Here is a 21,514-nt window from a genome sequence, read left to right on the forward strand (position 1 = left end):
TGCGAAACTAAGTTGAATTTAAGGTTCTGTATTAAGTAACTTAGCATAGCGATGATTTAAGTCATTCTGTAAGGGAAATAAAATGAAGATAGGGATAGATCTCGGTACAACTCATAGCGTAGTTGGAATTTGGCAAGATAACGCCGTTAAGCTAATTCCAGATATGGAGGGCAATGTGCTCGTCCCTTCAATTGTTGGCTTGTCGGAAGACAATTATATTCTTGTAGGCCAAGCCGCTAGGGATCGATTAGCAACACACCCTGCACATACCATTTCAGAATTTAAACGTTTTATGGGCACTGATAAAACCTTTTCATTGGGCGAACAAAATTATAGCGCAACGGAATTATCTGCCATTTTATTAAAAAGCCTAAAAGAGCAAGCCGAACATTATTTGCAAGAGCCAATCACTGAGGCTGTTATTTCGGTACCTGCCTATTTTAATAATAAACAACGCCAAGCAACGCAACAAGCCGCTTTGCTTGCAGGTTTAAAAGTTGAGCGATTACTTAACGAACCCACCGCCGCAGCACTCGCTTATGGGCTCGATAATAAAGACTGTGAGCAAACTTACTTAGTACTGGACCTTGGTGGCGGTACATTTGATGTGTCGGTTATTGAGGTGTTTAACGATATTTTTGAAATACACGCCTCAGCAGGTGATAACTACCTAGGCGGTAACGACTTTACTAACGTAATTGAAGAAGACCTTTATAAGAAAAATGATTTATACAGAGGTTTTTTCTCAGATAGTGAAAATCGTAATATTTGGTCTTTGTGTGAGCGCTTAAAGTGCCAATTAACTAACGAGCCAGTAGCGAGTTTTAACTTTGAATATAAAGAAAAAACATACCCATATACTCTCACGCTCGAAGATTACCGTACATTGTGTAGCGAGTTAATAGAACGTATTAAGTTTCCTATTAACCGTGCTATGTCTGACGCCGATTTAACACTTGAAGACGTTGATGGGCTTATTCTTGTTGGTGGCGCTACACGTATGCCTATTTTTCAGCAGCAAATTAGTCGTGTATTTTCACGTATACCACAAACCCAATATAACCCTGACCATGCTATTGCCACCGGTGCTGCAATTCAGGCAGGTATGAGCGCACGTGATAAAGAATTAAAAGATGTAATAATGACTGATGTTTGCCCATTCACTTTAGGAGTTGAGGTAAATAATAAACATGGTCAGTCTGAGTTTTTACCTATTATAGAGCGTAACGCAACTATTCCCGTAAGCGAAACTCGTTCTGTTTATTCAGCTCACCCAGAACAAGAAAAAGTCCTAATTAAAATTTACCAAGGTGAACATTACCTCCCTAAAGATAATGTTTTTTTAGGTGATTTAGAAATAGAGCTTGAGCAGTTAAATATAGTACAAGAGTTATATTTAACTTATACCTACGACCTGAATGGTGTACTTGAGGTTGAAGTGACTAATGTTGCAAGTGGCAAAAAATACCGTACTTATGTAGGTGAAAATGAAGAAAGCCTGAGCGAAAGTGAATTGCGTGAACGTTTTGCACGACTTAACGCACTTAAGGTTTTGCCTAAAGATAAACTGGTAAATACTGCATTTAAAGCAAAATTAGAGCGCTTGTTTCAAGAAAACCTAGGAGATAAAAGGCGTGAAATTGGCGAGGCGATTGGCCAATTTATGGAAGTATTGGAAACACACGATAACCACAAAATAGAACGTATGATCGAAAATATAAAGCGCTATCTTAGTTATTAAAATTAGCTATTAAAGTTAGTTATTAAAGTTAACTAATAAAAAATAGTTTCAGTTAAAAAATTACATGCATTAAATAAAGAGTGAAGTAATGAACCATTGGAAAATATTAGGCATTGAAGCCACAACAGATAAACGCCTTATTAAACTCGCTTATACAGAGCTGCTAAAAAAAACATCGCCAGCTGAGTTCCCTCAAGAATTTAAAGATTTACGCAAAGCATACGAGTTAGCCATTAAAGAGGCTAAACAACCTACTCAAAATGAAGACAAAGCACCCAATCAAGTATTTGAAGACGAGTACGAAAAACAAGGGGTTACTAACGAGTCATTTTTTGATGAAGAAGCGCCCTCCTCTGCATCTACAGAAGTTGAAATTGTTAAGCCTCAACCAATTGAACTCAATTGTGTTCGCTCTATTGCAGAGCTGCAAATAGCGCTCAATGAATTATATTGTAATGTGTCATCTCGTAGCGATGTTGAACAATGGAAGTTATTATTTTCAGCCCCATTATTTTGGGATGTTGATCAAAGTCAGCAAGTCTTATTCACTTTAATTGATTTCTTGTCAGAGCATTACTTTTTATCTGCCACGGTATTTAAGTTTTTAGATGAGAGTATAAAAATCTCTAGCGAACTCGTCACTAGTAAAAATAATCACTACCGTGAACTTACTATTGCACTGCACCATTATATTCAGAGCCTACCACTGCGTATAGAATCACCATCAAATATTGATGAGGATATTAGCTTTGAACAACTGCATCAGCATCTTCAGTTACGTAACTTAATAGAAGAACAATGTATATATTCTAAGCTGACAGCAAAGCAGCTAATGATATTAATGCAGCGAGTCAATTTGGTATTTTATAATGACGAGTCACTTTATCTTTATGTGGCTAACTATTTATGGACATTGGATGCATACACAGAAATCAGTAAGTTAGTTGGCTCGTTACCGCCACCTACCGATGCAAGCATAGAACACCTGCGAGATTTACAAGCACACGCAGAATTTAAGCTTGAAAACTATGATATTGCACTCACTATTTATCTTGCGCAGCGAGAACTTATAAAAAGTTTTTATGCGATGAAGATGACTAAAGAGATTGGTCTGTGTTATTTGCACCTTAAAGATTATGAAAAAGCTTATATATTTTTAAACTCTTATTTTTATATTCGTCCTGAGGAAATAGACCTTCGCTCTGCTTTGATTATCGCTCGTCGACACTACATAAAAGATCTTAAAAAAAATGAGGAAAGTAACGCGCTTAAAATAGCGACGTTGCAATTTGAAAATGGTCGCTATCAAGATGCGTTAATAACGACTCAAACATACTCTTTGGTTTTTGACGCTAATTGTAATTATTTGCAAGCTTTATGCCTTGCTAAGCTAGAACGCTTAGATGAAGCATTTGACGTTTTTATCGCCTTTATGAATCTTCATTTACAAAAGCTGGTAGATCCTTGGCCACTACTCGTTGATTTATTTATCTACTGCCCAGACTCAATTGATTTTAATTTGATAATGGAAACTATAGCTAAAAAAATACAGCCATCTCCTAATAAGTTTTACAAAACCCCTCGTGTACTAGGTTCTGTACAAGAGAATATATACTCACAATTAGAACTCAAAACATTAGATCTCCCAGCGACTGACCATGATGGAAAACCCACTAAACCAATGGGTTACGCCCTATATCCAGATTTAGAGTATAAACAGCAATATGCTTGGGCAATGCTACATGCGTTAATGGCTAAATTAGTAAATATCGAAAACGAAGCTGTTAAGAAGCAAGTAAAACAAGCCGCTATTTATGCGATTAAACAAGCTATGCCAAAAATCACACACCAACCAAGTTGGAGCTTAAAGTTTATTCACTTAGCTTTTGATATAGATGATTTTGATACCTGTATTAAGCTTGTAAACATTGCAATTAGCGAGTTTTCTAATTTACCACAAGCTTACTATTACAAAGGCCGATCGCTAGCGGCGTTAGAGCAATATAATGAAGCAATACCCGTATTACTATTAGCTGCAGATAAATATGGTGATCAGAGGCTTGGGATATACTCACTTGAATTTGCAGTGGAGTGTTGTGAAAAGCTCGTTGAACTTGGGCAACCAATGCATGCTAATTACAACGATATATGCTTAAAACTACAAACAACAAAGGAGATTGTAGATGCATAATCAAAGTGAAGTACCTTGTGTAATTAAGGATGATACGGACTTAAGCTCAGAGCAAAAATTATGGCTTATTAGCCTCTCAGGGCACCTTTCAATGCAAAATGGCTATTCATTGGATGTCCTAAAACATCATAATAAAAACTATACTGACGAGGCTATTGCTAAAGGAAATTTAAGTATTTTAGATAATGGTTATGGCGTTACAACAAAAGAAGAATTGATTGAAACTTTAAATGTTTTTTATAACACGTCAAATAGCCAAGTTTTTATGAGCTGCATGGCTGAACTCACCAGAAATGATTTATTAGCAACATACAACATTGAAGATAAATTTACCGCCTATCAAAATACGCCTATAGGTATTATGTCTGACTGGGCAGGAATACATAAAATCTCACTGGCTCGTTGTGGTATTAGAGCTTTTGATATTGGTCGCTATGCTTTTTTGTGTCGTTGTGGTGTTACCATTAATTTTTTAACTGAAGAAGAAGCATGGTGTTACCTCAAGCATATTGGAAAACTGGCACAGACCTTATTTGTTAGCTGGCAAGAATATGCAACTAGTTATGTGGTTGGTCGATGTATATGGCAGAAAATTAAAACTCAAGAAATGTACAGCGAGCCAAACCCTGATTTTAATTTTAGTCATGATTTATTTGAAAAAATAAATGATACGGCTGCTACATTGCAAAGTATATTAGCTGATGACGAGCACCCATGGTGCCAATTAGATTGGAAAATAGACTTTTGATCCCAATTGAAACTACAATATTTTGATTTTATAAATACAGATTGAATAACTCCTTTTGCAGCAGAGTTATTCAGTCTAGTTAGTATCAGTATTAGTGCTTGCGTCCTACACCATTACGTACCATGTCTTGGCCTGTTTGGAATACGTCTTCTGTAATCATGCGTGCTAAAAGTAGCTTTTGATTATCGTCAAACACAGCAACAAAACGGCTGCCATCTTTGTTATTAGTAGCCATACCAACACCGGCAACACCTTTAAGTCCAAAACCACCGTTTTCGACATCTATTAAAAAGCTTTCTAGTTCGGCTAAAGTATCAATTACGTCATTTTCATTATTCATTTTAAAACTCTTTTAGTAAGGCCTTGGCTAGGCTTTTAAATCATTATGGTGGCTATTTTATAGAGAAGAGCCAAAAACTTAAACCCTTGGCTCAGGTTAGTAACTAAATCGACTTTATAGCTAACTCTAAATTGCTTAGCGCACAACCAAACTCTTTTGCATTAACGCGATGATACTGCGTGTCACTCGTTGCAGTAAGGCTAATTATAAACTCATCTTGTTGGGCTACCGCACTTTGCTCTTGGCTTAGGCACATCGCTTGAGTAAGTGATCGCAGTTTTGAATTTGTTAAAATTGAGCCAAAACGCTGCACTGGCAGTGGAGGTATTTTTATAGCGGGTAACGCCTCATCTATTGTGCGCTTGCTTAGAGTAAACGTGTTATTGGTAATTTCAATTACACTGCTTGTAGGCCAATACGAGTAGCTATAGCTCTTACTCTCAGGTGGTGCTTTACCTTGGTTAGCTAAATGCACTACACCACTTTTGCCTATTACGGTTATTAAACTACCTTCTGGCGATTTAATAACAACCAAAGCTGTATTTTCATCAATACCAAAGCCATGCTGCATTTGTGTTTTAGTATTACTCGCTTCGCTATTATTTAGCGCAGCTGCGAGTCTAAACGTGCGGTTTTGTTCGCTAAATTGAGTATCTATAACACCAAAATTAAAGCTGCCAAGTCCACCAGCATTAGTGTTATTTTCACCTTTACGAAGTGCCTCAAGGCTTGTCGTATTTGTAAGCATACCCGTCACTTTACTTTGGATTGCTGCGTCCGCGCCTTCACCTACAATTACTGGGCGAGTTTGCAATGCTTGCGTCCACGGGTATGGATTATTGTTTTGATCAAATAATACCTTGTGAGTTAATGCTGCATTACCGCTATTAAACATCACACCGGTACTATTTTTAATAAGTGATACAAGTGCATTAGTGCCACTTTTGCATAAAGCGTATTCGGCCTTTGTGTACTCTGGATAAATTGCTTCCCGGTTATACACATTCATTAATGTATTTCTGAGAGCGGGTAATTCATCGCACGAGTTACTCGTAATCGCTTTAGCAAGTGCTGGCGTTAGTGCTAACCATTGAGTGCTTATATTTGATTGTGCTAAAAGACTCTGCGCTACATCTGCCGACTCATAAGGGTCGCGGCTCGATGCCGTAATAGCAAGCATGGTGGGTTTTGCGTTATTAACTTTTAAACTGCCCGACACAAATTGTAAAATACTATTAGTCGCGACCTCAATATTAAAATCGGTATTTACTTGCTCTTTTAAGCGCTCACCGTTTTTATCAAGTAGCGGCACTTCTAGCATATCAAATACAAAGTTGTATTCTTGCTGAGTCAGGCTTTCTAATTGCTGGTTATTTATATCGCGCCATAGCCATAATAAATCTGTTTTAGATACGCTATTTGACGATTTACCTAGCAAGGTTTTAAGTGTTTTTAATACAGCCGTTTTTGCCTCAACGTTATTATTAGGCCAGTGCTGTGTGATGTTTTTTATTTGAGAGTTATTAACCCTATATAGATTATGTAATTTACCTTCAACAACAGTCTCTTTTTCGCAGTTATTAAGCTTTGCGCTAGTACAAGTTGCAAGCTCTGAGCCCACTAAAATTAAAGTTTGGTTTTGCTCTTGAGCCACTGCATTTATTGAAAAACCAGCACCCAGTAACGCCACTAACATAACTCGTAATTTAGGCTGTTGATTACGTAAAAACGCACATATCATAATGTAAACTCTAATATAAATTATAAAACTAATGTGTTGCAGTTTAACAGCTAGCCACTTGAGCCTAAATATATTTTTATAAATGTTAAATAATTCAAGTCTCTGAAAAGCGATAGGGTTAAGCACTGCATTTAAATACATTGTTTAGTTTGCCAGCTACTCTCGCAAATATTGACTAAACAAATTTAAACCGAGCATTTATTGATCAAATCCATTGTTTAAATTACGGTGGTGCATTGTTTTAGTAACTGAGGTGGAATATGGACTTTTCTAATGAAGAGGTAAATTTTTTAGCTGAGTTATTCAAACCAAATACAAAGCAGCGCTCTCCCCGTAATCATATGCTTACAATGAAAAGCTCTGTACCCGCGAGTATTGCTCACCTTTTTACCCATGCAAATTTAACTTTGCTTGCTGAAGTTGCTAATTACCAACTTTGGTTTCCCCTGCAATTAAAAATTGATGAGTTAGGTGTAATTAACCCCACTTTGAGCGCACCAGAGGTAATTGATACAAAGGGCACTCAGCGAAGTTGGCGTTGGAGTGAGCTAAATATTAAAAGCCAAGGTTTTAATATTGAATCAATTTCCAGTACGGGCATATTTTTAAAACCATTGAAAAATGGAAAAAGCTTAAACAAATTACAGCACATGAGCTTTAACTTGCCTAACAAAGAAAGTATATCAATGGATATAGTACCCGTTAGGCAAAGTAGCTTAGGGATTGCAGCAAAAATAACTCAAATTCATAGCGGGCAAGAGCAACTAAGAGCTTATCTTTTTGAAGAGCACAAACGTCAATTTGCTAAATTATACGAAAACGGCCAATTAGTTGAACAATTAATTTAATAGCCTTAACCACCCTATACTTGCATTTAGTTAACTTTATTTAACGCTGTCTCAATGTTAATCTGTACTCCTATTTATAAATCATAGGGATATGACAATGCCAGGTGCTTTTGCGCACATTACTGCGGTTAATATTGCAACGCAAACCAAGTCACTCACTAAAATGGATATGCCTAAAAAGGCAAAACTTATTTTAAGCAAACGTCAAGCATACCTTGAACTAGGTTGTGTAGCCCCCGATTACCCTTATTTAGCTGTAGCGCAGCCTAGCCAAAATGCATGGGCCGATTTAATGCATTACGAGCGCACGGGTGATTTACTTAAAGCCATGATTGAATACTGTAAAACACTTGAAGATGAAGCATTTGAAAAGTGCTTTGCTTGGTTATGCGGTTATATGGCCCATGTTGCTGCAGATATAACGGTGCATCCAGTTGTTGAATTAAAAGTTGGCCCATATGAGCAAAACCAAACTGCGCACCGTACCTGTGAAATGAACCAAGATGCGTTTATTTGGCAACGTTTAAATTTAGGTGAGTTAGGCTACGCTGATCGCGTACAACAAAATATTGGGTCTTGTACTAACAAAGACGATAATTTTGATACCGATATTGCACAAATTTGGCAACATGCTTTATTAACAGTTCACCCACACTACGCCGCACAACACACGCCTAACTTTAATACATGGCATAACGGTTTTCAGTTTGTAGTAAATAATGCTGAAGAAAGCTATCGGTTATTTGCCTGTGCACGCCATGTTGCTGCTGATTTAGGTTTGTTTTATCCTCGCCCAAACGAAGTAGACTCCACTTTTATTGAACAGCTAAAAACACCGCACGAGCCAATGCATTACAACGATATTTTTGACTTTGCCGTTAGTAACATTCAGCACTATATAACCATTATTGCCAATGCCGTATTTTTAGATACTGATTACAGTGAAATTAAAAACTGGAACCTAGACACAGGCTACGATGAGCACAACACAATGACGGTATGGAGCAAATAGCATGAAACACTTACTCTGCATAAGCTTAATTGTATTACTTAGCGGTTGTTACACTTCAAAAAATAACAATCCAGAAATAATGGCCGATTTAGCCTCGCAATTAAAAGATATTGCTACCGCTGTAGACGGCACTTTAAAGTTTAGTGAAACATCCTATTCATCCACTGATGAGTTATTAAAAGCTGCCGTTAATAACGATTTAAGCAAACTTACGCCCTTTAACGAGTACACGTTTATTGTGGATGTACAAGATGATAACGCCGTATTACTTTTATGTGATGCTGACACTGCTTTAATTGAAGATGCAGGCTGTACTGCGCAATCAGACATACAGCATTGGAAATCGGGAGCTGTGCAACAGTGCAAAATAACTATAAACGCCCAACAACTCTGTAATTAGGTAATAAAACCAAGCTAGCTTTATAGAGCATGCATAGCTCTTAGGTGAGCATGTTCTATATAGTGGCCACTAAATACATTTAAAGTTGAGCTGTCACTTCTTCAGGGTTAAACACTAAGCCATGGCGGCTAACATGTTCTGCAAATCTTTCGGCTAGCATTGGTTTAGCAAAGTAATAGCCCTGAAATTCTTTACACCCCATTTGCGCCATTATTGCTACTTGTTCTTGGGTTTCTACCCCCTCAGCTACACACTTAATATCAAGCTCTTTACACATAGCATGTACTGCCTTAACTAAACTTTTTTGACGCTTTGAGCTCGTTACTTGGCTTATTAATGAGCGATCTAACTTGAGTTTGTTAATTGGGTAGTCGGCAAGGCGTGCAATATTAGAATATCCCACCCCAAAATCATCGACCGAAATAGTAAAACCCCACGATTGCAGTGTTTGCATAAGCTTTAACGAATGGGCTTGGTTAGCCTCAAGGGAAGTTTCAGTCAGTTCTAACTCTATTTGAGGCGGCTTTACGTTAAAGTCGGCAAGGTATTTAACTAGTTTTGACATAAAATCGGTTTGGCTAAAATCAATTAGAGATATATTTATTGCCACCGGCACACTCGGTAAACCCGCTTTAGTCCAATCGGCAATTTGAGCGCACACCTTTTGAATAATCAGGTCGGTTAGCCGACTAACCATTCTGTATTCTTCGGCAATAGGAATAAATACCACTGGCGACACATTACCCAGTATTGGACTGTTCCAACGCGCTAAGGCTTCAAGCCCTATACATTGACCCGTTGCATCTACTTTAGGTTGATAGTGCACCGACAAATCGCCCTGCTGAAGCGCTTCATCTAATAACATTGAAATTTCGTATTTTTCGATAAAAGCTTGTGATTGTTTTTCGTTATAACCACTAAGGGCCATATTACAATTTGCTAGTTTAAGTGCTTCGCATGCATTGCTAAGTACTGTTGCGCTGTTTTTTCCATGATCAGGATACTTTGCAAAACCAAATAAAAATGATTGCTGACACTTAGTACCAAACACATTATATTTTTTATCTAATGTATTTTTTATTTGTATTAATAGCTTATCTTCAAGCTCGTTTTGCGAGTTTGCCACAATTATAAAAGCGAGCTTTCCGACTCCTATATGAGCACACAACAGCGGCTCATCTGGCATCGCTTTTAAACGCTTGTATGCGTTAATCAGTAAGGCTTGAGAGTCGGCTTTAGTGAGCTTTAAATTTAAGTATTCACTATTTGCACTTTGCGCAACAACAATATAAAAACCTTTTTGGTACTTACTTGTTAGCCTATCGCATTGCAGTTCAAACCATTCTCTATTAGGTAGCCTTGTTCGCGAGTCTCTAAAGCGTAATCGTTTGTTTTCTTGTTCCATCATCGATAAATTTTGTTTAATGAGCTGCTCTTGCGTGCAATCGTAAAAGTCGTATACACGGTAGTTTGTGCTCATTGTTATTTGCTGATAACTGGCTTTAAAATAGCTTTTTTTGTACTTCACAATTTTATTTTGCGCATTTGGATCGTCAAAAGATAAAGTAGGAAATAAATGAGAGAGGTTAACGCATTCTTCTTTTAATTCTTTTTTTATACCAAACATATCAATAGCATGTTGATTAAAATCAGTAATGACAAGGTTTTCGTCAACAATAATTTTGGCTTTATTTGATTCGGTGAATAAGCTTCGATAAAGCTCATTTTTGTCTTTAAGGTGTGTATTAGCGCTTATCATTGTTTTGTTTAAACGCTTAGCAGCCACAATTGTGCGTGCTACAGCAAGGGGAATACAAATGTTAAAAAATAAAAATATAAGCCCTGTAATGTATAAGTCCGCGTCGGGAAGTTGTTGAGCTATGCCGGTTAAACCCGAGACATCAACGTTATTGATGATCATATAAAACGGCGCAATATTTAATACGCCATAAGCAAGGGCTGTTCTATAACCAAGTAGCATAAGTGCGATTATCGGGCAAGAATACATATACATAGAACCCACTTTAGCAAGCTCTAGGTCTGTTAAAAATAAGTTCATTGACACGCTAGCAGCTACAATGGCTATTAAAAGTGCATGAGCGCTAAAGTGATAGAAACGCTTACTTGCTATAAGTAAACCACATGCAGTAGCAAGAAAGCTGCTTGTTAATACAACAATATAAATTAAGTTAAATTCAATAGCGCTTGTGTACGTGTGGCACGCCACAGCAAAACATAACACCATTACTAATGATAGAATAATGCGCAGTGCACTTATTCGCCAATTAGCAACCTGACCAGGGGCTGAATAATGGTCATTTAATAAAAAGAATCTATTGAAAAAATGCATAATAAACAACAGTTAAAGCTCATTCTTCTATTAGACATTGATAGCTTGTTAAAATCAATCTAATGAATGTAATTTCTATTTACATAGTTCTATAAAATAGACAAGTGTAAACCTACTTGTTAGCCGTTAAACATTCATTTTTCGAGTGTTTTTACAGTTATCTTCTTTAAGAGCGAAACCGCTGCACCCTAAAAATTCACCGTGCTTAGATTTGCGTTTACGCATTTCGTGCCCACACTTTTCACAAATTGGGTGCTGCGTTTTACATTCTGTATTCACGCATTGTGAGTATGTGTTTTTATCTACCGATGGGCTACTACAGCTTTTGCACACTCGCAATTTAGTTTCGCAAATTTGCGTGTTAGTACAACTATAATAATCACCATATTGGCCCGTTTTGGGCACTATTAACCCGTCACTGCACGTACTACATTCTCTTTGCTTTAGTTGCGGCTTATTAAATAATGCGGAACCAATTTGAATGGGGTAATCATCATTTATTAATTCTTTTATAAATGCGGAGCATGCATAAGGGTCGGCAATTAAATACGCTTTATGTTTAGCGCGTGTAATGCCTACATAAAGCAAACGCCTTTCTTCTGAGTGAGTGAATTCATCTTGCTTTGGTAATAACGACTCCACCAGCAAGTTATTTTGATTGTCGCTCGGAAACCCTAATTTACCTTGTTCAAAACCAATAATAATACAGTAATCGGCTTCAAGCCCTTTGGCACTATGCAATGTCCAAAAATGGAGAAGGTTTGTATGCTTTTTATCTTTTAAATGCTGTTGCACGCTATTTAACATGTATCGGTATCGACTAAGTATGGCAATGCTGGCTGATCCATCATTTTTTTGAATAGTGCTTATCGCTTGTTGTACTTTTATTTCTATCGATTTAGTGCCTTGGTATAAGTCGTCTAACAAAATAACTTGGGGTGTAGTTACTTGCGTATGTGTGCTGATCTGCTTTTTATATTGCTCAGGGTTTTGCATTACAAAGCGACCTGCTACATCGCTAATACTATTGTTATATCTAAATGTTTTTTGCAGCATTGTAAGCGAGTGGCTACCCACCAGCTCATTAAAGCGGGTGGTAAGCGCTAAGTTACCACCCGAAAACCGATAAATTGCCTGCCAGTCGTCACCTACTGCAGTAAAGCGTATTCCGTTACCATGCTTTAATATGGCACTTAAAAAAGCCATTCGCGCGCTTGATATATCTTGAAACTCATCAACTAAAATGTGACTCCACACAATATTAAAATCTCCGTTTACCACCGCCTTTGTTGCTTGAATTATCATGTCGTCAAAATCAATGGCATTTTGTGCGCTTAGTTCATTTATATAAGCCTCATGAATTTGCACTAACAAGTTTGCGTATTGTTGATAGTTTTTAATACCGCTTTGTTTAATGCGCTGTGCTATTTGCTTATTACTTAGCTGCTCCACTCGAATAGCTTGTAAGCATTTTATGTACTTATCAACCCCTTGCTGTAACTGCCCTGAGTTATTTAATGTATGAAATATTTCATCGTTACTTAAAGGCGTTAATTCAACATTATGCTGCTTCAATTGCTTAGCGAGAGTGTGCTCTAGCTTTCCTTCTACCCAATTGTAATGAAAGGTTTCGAGTAAGGTGGTGCCATTTTGTTTATGCAGTTTACGCTTAAATGCAATTTGCTCGTTATAATGTTTTTTATCTATATCGGCACGTGTATTACCTTGCCTATCAATGCCAAAGTGCTCTAAGTAAATATCATAGTGAGGTATATAAAAATCAGGCTTATATTGCCTATTTAGCACGGTGCCTTGGTCAAAGTGATAATTCACCTCATAGCTATGCGGCACGCTGTTTAAATGCAACCAGTTTGAAATTAACACCTCCTGATAACTTTTTACTTTATGACCTGCAAGGCTGCGGTATTCGTTATCGCGTATGTATCGCTCGTACTGTGCATTATCTTTAAAGCTAAATATATCAATTGGCTCATGGAGTAAATCTACAAATACTTTTAAAAATTGTGGCTCGGTTTGTATTTTTTTACTCACCCATGCCGTTAACCAACTATTTAATTGAACTGGGTCTGTTGCAAATTTTGACAATTCGATTGGCTTTTTAGCGCTTTGTAATAGTTTAAGCCCAAGCGCATGAAACGTTAAAATAGTGGGTGCTTTGGTATGTAATTTTGCATGTGTTGCGCGTTTAATAAAGCGCTCTTTAAGCTCATTAGCTGCTGTTTTATTATAGGCCAGCACCAAAATTTGCTCGGGTTTTGCAATATCACACGCTATTAAATCTAGCGACTTTGCGACCATCACAGATGTTTTACCTGTGCCTGCTGCCGCTAATACTAAGTTTTTGTCGTTATCGCGTATTACTGCTAAACGCTGCTCTGTTGTTAATGGATTTGACTCTACTTGATTAAAAAAATCATTTTTAAGTATCAGTTGTTTTTTTTCATATTTATGGCGCAACTGTGCAATAGCATCAAGGGAATTGGGTGTGGTGCTCAGTATATTTAAAAATTTAAGACTACTTGGCGATAAGTGTTGTTGCCATGTATTTGTACTTTGAGCGTACTGTTTAACAAGTGAAAACACATCGTTATTAAGTGTATTTAGGGAACTATCACGTAAAAACTCATCTAAAGCATAACGCTTTAGCAAAGTTTTGGCGTTATTTACCTTTTGCTCAAGCATGGCCGAAAACTGTGTATTAATGGCAGTATTTAAAGTATTAGCCTGTGCTTTGTTTAAAAAGCTAATTGATGTATTGCTGCTGTCGCACAAATTAATTTTGGCACTAAATAAACGGTTTTTAAGTATTGAGTAATTATAAAAGTCTTTAATTAAAAATGTTCGTGCGGGAGCACGTCTAAAATGCACAACAAGGTGCTCTTGTTCAATACTTACGTGTTTAATACGGGTAAAAAAACGGCCTAGCCAACTTGGAGTAGCAATATACTGCGCCATAATACTCAATATGAAGATATGCTTTACCTTAATTGTAACATACTCTTTTATAATACATTTAGCGCTAAATCGATGCTTACTTAGTAAACAATTTAATTGGTAAGTTAGTTTTTAAACCTGGTGATTAATGTTTTATTTACACCCGTTAACAAATTTAAACATTTATAGATAGCTTGTTGTGTAACAATGCACATATACAAACTTACACTTCATATAATTGTTAGGTATATCCCCAATTAAACAATTATTTACAGCCTAATTAAGTGGTTTAAAGGAGCTAACATGCTTAAAAAATGCATTACCACAACGGCTTTAATTTTAGCATTATGCGCTTGCACGTCAGAAACAGAGTCGGATTTAGTAAAAACACAAGGTATTTGGGCAGGTTTTGAACTGGTTTCTGACGGCAACCGCACGCGTGTTAACGCAGAACTAAATGCAGGCGATGCGAATGGCTCTAATATTGTTTTAAGCGATAGCGACTCATTAAGGGCTGTTGTTAATAACACTTCTATTGTACTTACAAAAGATACCGATTTTTTAGACGTTGATTACCAAGCTTATATAAATGCCACTGACGATAATCAGCAGTTTGATATATTATTTACACGAGACGATGGTATAAATGCTAATTCAAGCGCAGAACTGCCTTTAAATTTTATTATTTTAACCCCGAGTAACGATCAAAATTTTGGTATTAATAGTACTCTTACCGTTCAATTAGATGGCACTGATCCTAACAGTACAAGCCAAGTAGAACTTAGCAGTAGTTGCACTACCAATAATAATGAAACACTTTTGCAGTCAACATTTTTTGCGCTTAATTCATCTCGCCTTGAAATAAATTTACAAAGCTTAGATATGTTTAACACCTCGCAAGTAAATAAAAATAAAGGGTGTGATTTAACAATTAATATTAAACGCGAACGGTTCGGTAGTATTTCAGGTGAATATGCAAACCAAAGCTATATTAGGGCGCAGCAAACACGCGCTATTAAAAATATGACTTTAACGTTTTAATTTGCACGCTAATTTACTCAGCGTTAAGCTATACCTTTATTAAATAATTCTACCAATTGTAATTGCCCTCCTAATTTTTATGAGGGCTAATAATAATTGATATAAAGGTTTATTATGACTAATAGCACATACCCGATTGGCACACCTGGCAAAAAATGGAATAACAACGATAAAGCCCAGTGGTTAGCACGCCAAAGCATTAAACGCAGTTACCAAAACGAAGTCGTAACGCTAATTAATGATCTTAAAAACACCTTAGATATAGAGCAATACGGCGAGCTTAATTACGCCGCAGGTACTTACCCATTATATATATTAAAAACGCCTAACTTTAATGCTAATAAACCAACTGTTTTAATCACCGGTGGTGTACATGGCTATGAAACAAGTGGCGTACATGGCGCACTTAGGTTTGCTAAAACATCGGCTATGCAATATTGCGAACAGTTTAATATTATTGTTGCCCCCTGCATTAGCCCTTGGGGTTACGAGACTATAAACCGTTGGAACCCAGATGCTATTGATCCTAATCGCTCATTTTACGAGGGTAGCCCAGCTCAAGAATCAGCCGCTATTATGGCGTTTGTAAAATCATTAGGTACTGACTTAATCGCTCATATTGATTTACACGAAACAACAGACAGCGATAACAGTGAATTTAGGCCCGCACTTGCTGCGCGTGAAGGCACTACAAATACTAACTGGAACATACCTGATGGGTTTTATTTAGTTGCAGACACCAAAAAGCCTGAGCCAGAGTTTCAAAAAGTGATTATTGAAAGCGTTGCAAAGGTAACCCATATTGCACCGAGCGATGAAAACAACCAGCTAATAGGCGTACCGCAAGAGCAATTTGGCGTGATTAACTATGCAGCACGCGATTTAGGTTTATGTATGGGCTTTACTGATGCACCCTTCGTAACAACCACTGAAGTGTACCCAGATAGCCCAACTGCCACCGATGAAGAATGTATTTTGGCACAAGTAGCCGTTATAACAAGCGCACTGAAATATATAGGTGCAAATACGCAATAGAAACTGCATATAAAAGCCGCACATAAAAAATGCCCAAGGAGAATATCTATTTGGGCATTTTTTGTATTTTTATGAAGCTTTATCAATCTTAGTTTTTATAAAACTGACTGTCTTTGGTTATAGTAATACTGGCGTCTTCTTGCGCCGTTACAATAAACTGTAGCTTACTCACTTTACGCTCAATATCGTAACCATCGGCTGTTACGGTCACTGGTACGCTTTTCATAACACCCGGTTGAACAAGTGTAGAGCGTGGGCTTGAGAGTATTGCACCAGGTAAACCCTCTATAGCGATGCTGTAATGCAGTGCTTGTTGGGTTTTATTAATAATAGTGAGTGTGTAAGGGTTTTCTACTAAGCCTTCATAGTTCACTCTGTAGAGCGCATTTCTGTCGCGTAGTACCGAGGCTTCTATTGGAGTACGTTGCAGCATCCATGCAAACATAGAAATGATTAACAAAGCCGTTAATGCGCCGTATCCTACTAGTTTTAACCTAAATGGATTGGTTTTCCCCCCTTCCATTTGTTTTTCACTCGCGTATTTAATTAAGCCTTTTTCGTAACCAAATTTATCCATGGTATCGTCGCAAGCGTCAATACATAAACCACAGTTTATACATTCATATTGCATTCCATTTCGAATGTCTATACCTGCAGGGCATACGTCTACACACAAGTTACAGTCTACGCAGTCACCTAGGTTAAGCTCCTTTGGATCGGCTTTACGCTTACGCGGACCACGGCTTTCACCTCGCTTACTGTCATAAGTAACAAGCAACGTATCTTTATCAAACATAATAGCCTGAAAACGAGAATATGGGCATGCAATAGTGCACATTTTTTCGCGTAAAAACCCTGCATTTCCATAAGTACAAAAAGCGAATAAAAACACCCAAAAACTTGTAATACCTGACCATTCAAACGTAAGCATTTCCATATACAAACTTTTAGCCGGAATAAAATACGCCATAAACGAGGTGGAAGTTAAAATAGAAATAACAATCCATGCGCTGTGTTTAGTTATTTTTTTACGCCAAGTACTTAGCGTCCACTCTGATTTATCTAGCTTTATTCGCTGATTTCGCGTGCCCTCTATACGCTGCTCTACCCACGAAAACATGAGCATCCATATTGTTTGAGGGCACGTATACCCACACCAAATCCGACCCAACCAGTTAGTTACAAAAAACAACGCAAAGGCACCCGCCATAAACAGCAGCGCTAAAATCATAAAATCTTGAGGAAGGAGTGTTAAACCAAAAATAGTAAATGTTTGTGTTGCCACATCAAGCAATACAGCTTGTTGTCCGTTGTATTGGATCCAAGGTATGGCAACAAAAGTTAGCATTAACAACCAGCCTAAATTACGGCGTATGCGCTGAAAAAAACCTTTTTGCTCGCGGATATAAATTGGCCCTTCGTTGTTGTAGGGCTTAATGATCATGTCTTCTTCTTTAATATCAAACTTCATAGTACTTGCTTTATTATGACGTTGTTAAGCAAACTATTGCAACTTTCAGACCAAACTTAAACTTAAGTTACCTTATTGATATTTATATACTTATTAAAATAAACAAAAACAACAATCGCGATATAAAGCGAATTGCGTGATATATAACGAATTCTCGCTAATCTTTATTTATACCCAGTTTTCGCATTTTTGAGCGCAGTGTACTCTCAGGCAAACCCAGTTTAACGGCAGCCCCTTTATCTCCCGATATTTGCCAGTGCGATAACGCGAGAACAGAGATTATATGCTGCTTTTGTGCTTCATCGAGCGTAAGCGAAGGGTTAATAACGACTTCACCACCTGCTTGTAAAGGTTGGCTTAGCTGTAAAACAGCCTGATTAGATAAAATAGCTTCGCGTTCAAGCACATTTTGCAGCTCTCTAATGTTGCCTGGCCAATCATAGGCTTGCAGTTGTGTAATTGCTTTTTTACTTAGCCCTTTTAAATGTTTGCCCAGTCGTTTATTTAGTTGTGTAATTAAATTCGCGCATAAATAAGGAATATCTTCTTTTCGATCTTTTAAAGCAGGCACTTTTATAGGAAATACATTAAGCCGATAATACAAATCAATTCTAAACGTGCCCTTTTGTACCATTCCCCATAAATCGCGATTAGTCGCGGCAACCACTCTAATATTTACTTTTAGTGTGTTACTGCCGCCTACGCGCTCAAACTCTTGCTCTTGTAGTACTCTGAGCAATTTACTTTGCGCCTCAAGCGGCAGCTCTGCTATCTCATCTAAAAACAAGGTGCCTTTATCAGCAAGTTCAAAGCGCCCTTTACGACGCTCATTTGCACCTGTAAACGCACCTTTTTCGTGACCAAATAATTCCGACTCTAGTAAACTCGGTGTAAATGCTGCGCAATTTACTTTAATAAAAGCTTGCTCGCTGCGTTTACTTAACCGATACAAGTTACGGGCTACTAGCTCTTTACCTGTGCCGTTTTCGCCAAGTATAAGCACTGTACTGTCGGTTTCACTTACCAGCTTTATTTGATCTAACATGGTTTGAAATATATGGCTTTGTCCAACTAGCCCTGATTCTTGCCAATCTTCGTTAAGCTCTGCAATTAAGTAGTTGTTTTCATCTTTTAGCTGCTCACTTAAATGCTTTACTTGCTCAAGTGCGTTTTGCAGCGCATTTTGTGTTTGCTGTTGCAGTGATATATCGCGAAATACCGCTACAGCACCAATTAATTGATCATTTCGATAAACCGGTGTTGAAGTGTACTCAACGGCAAACGAACTGCCGTCTTTACGCCAAAAAATTTCATTTTTAACTTCACGACGTTTTCCATCAAACATGGTGCAATATATTTGGCATTCATCCGCAGGATAAGGCGTACCATCAGCATGAGTATGGTGATGATATTGATGTATTTTTTTACCTAATAACTCCTCTGCTCGCCAACCAGTCATGCGCTCAGCGGCAGGATTAACAAACACAGCATTACCCGATAGGTCAAAACCATATATGCCCTCACCTACTGCATTGAGCAATAACTTAGGATCGTTTAAAAATTGTTTTATCATAAATGCACCTCGCGAAATATCGCGAGCATTATGACAATTTTTTAAACTAAGCGCACTCATTACTTAAAATGCACTTAAGTGCTCATTAAAACGCTATAAATAATGCTTAAACAGTGTTTTTACATCTATTTTTGCACCTAGCCTTGCGGCTATTAAGTAAAGTCCTGCAAGTTTTCGGTGAATAAATAAAGCGTCAACCGGTGGCGTATGCCATTGCTGTGATTGCGCGCTAAGAGCAAGCCCTGCATTTTTAATTTTTAGCGCCAATTCACTATTTTTAAAGTCAAACTCACCATTTACTCTTAGTGGTTCGCATGCCATTAAAAATAAATCGATAACGTTATTTTTGTAGTCATCAACCAAGTCATTTTTAAAATAACCAATGTGTGAAGCCGCAAGAAGCACTCCTTCTCGGTTGTTTTCACTGCCCGCTTTAAATAAGGCTAAATAAGCGTGGCTGAGCTCAGATGATATTTCTCGCGTTGCACCAAAATCAAACAAAACAATTTTTTGTGTATCAAGCTGATAATGAAAGTTGGCAAAGTTAGGGTCTGTTTGAATGAGTTTAAATTCAAACATCTCTTTAAAAAACAAATCAATTAGCTGTGCTGCAACAAAGCTTTTCTGTTTATTAGGTAGCTCTGTAATACTCTCAATTGGCTCAGCCTTTATATATTCCATCGTAAGTACTTGCTGCGTACTATGCTCTGGATATACGTTAGGTACTTTAAAATGGGGATTAGTTGCTAATGCATTTTTATAACGTGTTAAATAATCAGCCTCCAGCTTATAATCAGCTTCGGCCAATAACTGAGCTTTGGCTTCACTAATAAGCGGTTTAATATTAAGATCTTTTGGCAATAATCGAGAAAGCGTTAATAACGAAATAACATTGTCGACATCGCTCACAACACTTTTTGCAATACCAGGATATTGAATTTTAACAGCCAGTTGCTCACCATTCTCCTTATAAGCTAAATGTACTTGCCCAATAGAAGCCGCAGCAAAAGGTCTTAATTCAATATGAGAAAAACGCGCTAGCCAGTCATCCCCCCATTGCTCTTTTAATACCTCTACAAGTTGCTTATGAGGCATTGGGTTGGCATCTGAGCGTAGCAAAGCAAGTAATTGAGCTAATTCAGGACTGAGCAAGTCACCGGCATCCATTGAGAGTAATTGCCCTAGCTTCATTGCAGCACCACGTAAATGTGAGAGCTGTGTAGCTAGTTTTTCAATATTTTTAGGTTGTAGTAATAAACTTTTGTTATCCCAACCTTTGCCCGTTAGTGCGCTCTTAGCACCATCAACTAGCATGTTGGTTGCAACACCTGTTGCTAGTGAGCCTAATTTTGCAAAGCGAGAAAGTCGAGAGGTGGGAACAGTTCGAGGAGCCGCCATAATATTAAAACCTTATTAGCCTGAGAGTCAGGCTAATAAGTACGTATATTTTAAGTAGGTCGATCTACTTATAAACTAGGTACTAGCTTAATTGCGCCTTCAACAATTTGTATATCAAGCGGTAGCTTGCTTAATAAAACCATTTTAGGATCGTCCATATTTAATGTATAAACAGGATTTACTGCTAAAAAGGCATTAATTACTTCCATTGCTTGGCTATCAAGTGCGCCTAAATTACCGCTAAAACCACCGGCATCTACACTCGAATCAAGTAACTTAATATTACGTAAAAACACCGCATTTTTCTCACTGTCGTAAAATGGGCTGCCTTCAATTTGAAGCTGTAAACGTACTGGGTATTTTAACGCAAAAGCGTTAATTTCTGCGCTTGTGTCAGCACCAAGTACAACCACATCACGATTTTCTGGACCAATGTTTACGCTCAAATCATTTACATCAAACTGAACTGGTAAGCCCATTAAGCTCACTTTTTCACTTAGTTTTGGTAATTGCTTACTAAGTACAGACTCAACCTCTGAGTTAGTAAATGAATATACTGATATGCCTTGCGTGGTATTACAAGCAGTTAAAAATAACGCTGCAATAATAACTAAAATTCTCATGAGAACCCTTTTATTTATAATGAAGTAATGATGCTTATAAAAAAGCC

The 21,514-nt window shown here is 37.5% G+C and carries 16 protein-coding genes; 8 read left to right on the forward strand and 8 right to left on the reverse strand.

Annotated elements, in window-relative coordinates:
- The first annotated feature begins 82 nt into the window (after window positions 1–82).
- From GQR46_RS01325 to GQR46_RS01335, 3 genes are all read left to right on the forward strand, one after another.
- Window positions 83–1,741, forward strand: a complete 1,659-nt coding sequence (locus GQR46_RS01325) for a molecular chaperone HscC (protein WP_024593047.1) — start codon at window positions 83–85, stop codon at window positions 1,739–1,741.
- Between the two features lie 88 nt (window positions 1,742–1,829).
- Complete coding sequence (locus GQR46_RS01330) at window positions 1,830–3,932, forward strand: CDC27 family protein (RefSeq protein ID WP_165739487.1); 2,103 nt, start codon at window positions 1,830–1,832, stop codon at window positions 3,930–3,932.
- Window positions 3,925–4,680 carry a DUF1266 domain-containing protein gene (locus tag GQR46_RS01335; RefSeq protein ID WP_024593049.1) on the forward strand — a complete coding sequence of 252 codons (756 nt, stop codon included), beginning with the start codon at window positions 3,925–3,927 and terminating at the stop codon, window positions 4,678–4,680. The genes GQR46_RS01330 and GQR46_RS01335 overlap by 8 nt, the downstream gene beginning before the upstream one ends.
- A gap of 91 nt (window positions 4,681–4,771) precedes the next feature.
- Here the strand turns inward: GQR46_RS01335 and GQR46_RS01340 are convergent, their stop codons facing one another.
- Both GQR46_RS01340 and GQR46_RS01345 read right to left on the reverse strand, forming a co-directional pair.
- Window positions 4,772–5,020, reverse strand: coding sequence for a hypothetical protein (locus GQR46_RS01340; protein ID WP_007580368.1), 249 nt, complete (start codon window positions 5,018–5,020; stop codon window positions 4,772–4,774).
- A 103-nt stretch (window positions 5,021–5,123) separates the two neighbouring features.
- Entirely contained in the window at window positions 5,124–6,761 is a 1,638-nt protein-coding gene (locus GQR46_RS01345; RefSeq protein WP_165739489.1) for a cyanophycinase, read from the reverse strand.
- Window positions 6,762–7,021: 260 nt separating this feature from the next.
- Between GQR46_RS01345 and GQR46_RS01350 the strand changes: the two genes are divergently transcribed.
- The 3 genes from GQR46_RS01350 to GQR46_RS01360 all read left to right on the forward strand — a co-directional run bounded on the left by GQR46_RS01350 (window position 7,022) and on the right by GQR46_RS01360 (window position 9,021).
- Window positions 7,022–7,609, forward strand: a complete 588-nt coding sequence (locus tag GQR46_RS01350; protein WP_165728861.1) for a hypothetical protein — start codon at window positions 7,022–7,024, stop codon at window positions 7,607–7,609.
- A gap of 97 nt (window positions 7,610–7,706) precedes the next feature.
- On the forward strand, window positions 7,707–8,621 hold the full coding sequence (locus tag GQR46_RS01355) for a zinc dependent phospholipase C family protein (protein ID WP_165728862.1): 915 nt from the start codon (window positions 7,707–7,709) through the stop codon (window positions 8,619–8,621).
- Window position 8,622: 1 nt separating this feature from the next.
- Window positions 8,623–9,021, forward strand: a complete 399-nt coding sequence (locus GQR46_RS01360; protein WP_165739491.1) for a hypothetical protein — start codon at window positions 8,623–8,625, stop codon at window positions 9,019–9,021.
- Between the two features lie 79 nt (window positions 9,022–9,100).
- Here the strand turns inward: GQR46_RS01360 and GQR46_RS20525 are convergent, their stop codons facing one another.
- Window positions 9,101–11,371 (reverse strand): EAL domain-containing protein, encoded by a 2,271-nt coding sequence (locus GQR46_RS20525; RefSeq protein ID WP_197175649.1) that lies wholly within the window; start codon window positions 11,369–11,371, stop codon window positions 9,101–9,103.
- 126 nt (window positions 11,372–11,497) lie between these two features.
- Window positions 11,498–14,347, reverse strand: a complete 2,850-nt coding sequence (locus tag GQR46_RS01370; protein WP_165739493.1) for a UvrD-helicase domain-containing protein — start codon at window positions 14,345–14,347, stop codon at window positions 11,498–11,500.
- Window positions 14,348–14,629: 282 nt separating this feature from the next.
- Here GQR46_RS01370 and GQR46_RS01375 point away from each other — a divergent pair, with 282 nt between their 5' ends.
- Both GQR46_RS01375 and GQR46_RS01380 read left to right on the forward strand, forming a co-directional pair.
- Complete coding sequence (locus GQR46_RS01375; RefSeq protein WP_165739497.1) at window positions 14,630–15,367, forward strand: hypothetical protein; 738 nt, start codon at window positions 14,630–14,632, stop codon at window positions 15,365–15,367.
- Window positions 15,368–15,481: 114 nt separating this feature from the next.
- Entirely contained in the window at window positions 15,482–16,402 is a 921-nt protein-coding gene (locus tag GQR46_RS01380; RefSeq protein WP_165739499.1) for a M14 family metallocarboxypeptidase, read from the forward strand.
- An 88-nt stretch (window positions 16,403–16,490) separates the two neighbouring features.
- On the opposite strand, the gene ccoG is transcribed toward GQR46_RS01380, so the two are convergent.
- The 4 genes from ccoG to GQR46_RS01400 all read right to left on the reverse strand — a co-directional run bounded on the left by ccoG (window position 16,491) and on the right by GQR46_RS01400 (window position 21,467).
- Window positions 16,491–17,873 carry a cytochrome c oxidase accessory protein CcoG gene (gene ccoG, locus GQR46_RS01385; protein WP_165739519.1) on the reverse strand — a complete coding sequence of 461 codons (1,383 nt, stop codon included), beginning with the start codon at window positions 17,871–17,873 and terminating at the stop codon, window positions 16,491–16,493.
- A 157-nt stretch (window positions 17,874–18,030) separates the two neighbouring features.
- Window positions 18,031–19,446 carry a sigma 54-interacting transcriptional regulator gene (locus GQR46_RS01390; protein WP_165739521.1) on the reverse strand — a complete coding sequence of 472 codons (1,416 nt, stop codon included), beginning with the start codon at window positions 19,444–19,446 and terminating at the stop codon, window positions 18,031–18,033.
- A gap of 93 nt (window positions 19,447–19,539) precedes the next feature.
- Window positions 19,540–20,844, reverse strand: coding sequence for an AarF/ABC1/UbiB kinase family protein (locus GQR46_RS01395; protein ID WP_165739523.1), 1,305 nt, complete (start codon window positions 20,842–20,844; stop codon window positions 19,540–19,542).
- A 68-nt stretch (window positions 20,845–20,912) separates the two neighbouring features.
- Entirely contained in the window at window positions 20,913–21,467 is a 555-nt protein-coding gene (locus GQR46_RS01400; RefSeq protein ID WP_165728869.1) for a DUF1439 domain-containing protein, read from the reverse strand.
- Window positions 21,468–21,514 lie beyond the last annotated feature (47 nt).

This window comes from Pseudoalteromonas sp. Z1A6 (genome assembly GCF_011378745.1).
Classification (GTDB): domain Bacteria; phylum Pseudomonadota; class Gammaproteobacteria; order Enterobacterales; family Alteromonadaceae; genus Pseudoalteromonas; species Pseudoalteromonas arctica.